This window comes from Rhodoferax sp. ZS1R8, assembly GCF_056521325.1.
Window position 1 is genome coordinate 1 of the sequence record NZ_JBWMBA010000095.1, and the last position, 1,317, is coordinate 1,317.

Here is a 1,317-nt window from a genome sequence, read left to right on the forward strand (position 1 = left end):
GCTGGCCTCCACCCGTTTGCCGAACAAGCCTCTGGCCGACATTGGCGGTGCACCCATGGTGGTGCGCGTTGCGCAGCGCGTGCGCTCGGGCGTGCCAGCCAGCGCGCACATCGTGGTGGCAGCGGACCACCCTTCCATCCTCAAGGCCTGCCAGGACCACGGCATCGAAGCCATCCTGACACGCCAAGACCATGCCTCCGGCAGCGACCGCCTGGCCGAAGCCTGCGACATACTGGCGTTGCGCGAGGACGAGATTGTTGTGAATGTGCAGGGCGATGAACCCCTGATCGACCCAAGCCTGGTGCAGGCCGTTGCCGGTGTACTGCAAGCCCAGCCCCTGGCCAGCATGGGCACCGCCGCACATGCCATAGACAGCGTTGCCGACTTCACCAACCCCAATGTCGTCAAGGTAGTGCTGGATGCTGCCGGCCTGGCTCTGTACTTCAGCCGCGCACCCATTGCCTGGTGGCGCGATGGTTTTACCCAGGGCGTGCAGACCCTGCCCCAGCCCGCGCCGCTGCGCCACATTGGCATCTACGCCTACCGGGTCGGATTTTTACGTCTGTTCCCGCAACTGCCGCAGGCCCCCATCGAAGTTACCGAGGCACTGGAGCAATTGCGCGCCATGTGGCACGGCCACCGCATCGCCGTGCATGTGAGTCAGCATGCACCAGGGCCGGGTGTGGACACACCCGAAGACCTGGAGCGGGTACGGGCCATATTCGTTGCCAACAGCGGGTAATCCGTAAGGCAGGCGACCGGCGGTCCATGCTATTCTCGGGAGGCAGCCGCGTGTCGAGGCGCGCCTCTACGGTGCCGCCTGCCGCGCCTAGGGTTTTTGTTCTATCCAAGGGTATCCATGAGACTTATTTTGTTGGGCGCGCCAGGCGCAGGCAAAGGCACTCAAGCCACGTTCATCTGTCAAAAATACGGTATTCCACAAATTTCCACAGGAGACATGCTGCGTGCCGCCGTCAAGGCGGGCAGCCCGCTGGGGCTGGAGGCCAAGGCCATCATGGCCTCGGGTGGACTGGTCAGCGACGATCTCATCATCAACCTGGTCAAGGAGCGTTTGACACTGGCTGATTGCGCGAACGGCTTCCTGTTTGACGGTTTTCCCCGCACCATTCCGCAAGCGGACGCCATGAAGGCAGCCGGTGTGGCATTGGATTACGTGGTGGAAATCGACATCCCCTTTGACGCCATCGTGGAACGCATGAGCGGACGCCGCTCGCACCCGGCGTCGGGCCGTACCTACCACGTCAAGTTCAACCCCCCAAAAGTTGACGGTGTGGACGACGTCTCTGGCGAGCCGCT

Annotated in this window: 2 protein-coding genes; both read left to right on the top strand. The window is 63.0% G+C overall.

The features are described 5' to 3' along the window. The first annotated feature begins 1 nt into the window (after position 1). Entirely contained in the window at positions 2-742 is a 741-nt protein-coding gene (gene kdsB / locus AC097P_RS24080) for a 3-deoxy-manno-octulosonate cytidylyltransferase (RefSeq protein WP_479612952.1), read from the top strand. Positions 743-859: 117 nt separating this feature from the next. Next, positions 860-1,317 (top strand): adenylate kinase (gene adk, locus AC097P_RS24085; RefSeq protein ID WP_479612953.1); only part of this gene is annotated, 458 nt, incomplete at its 3' end.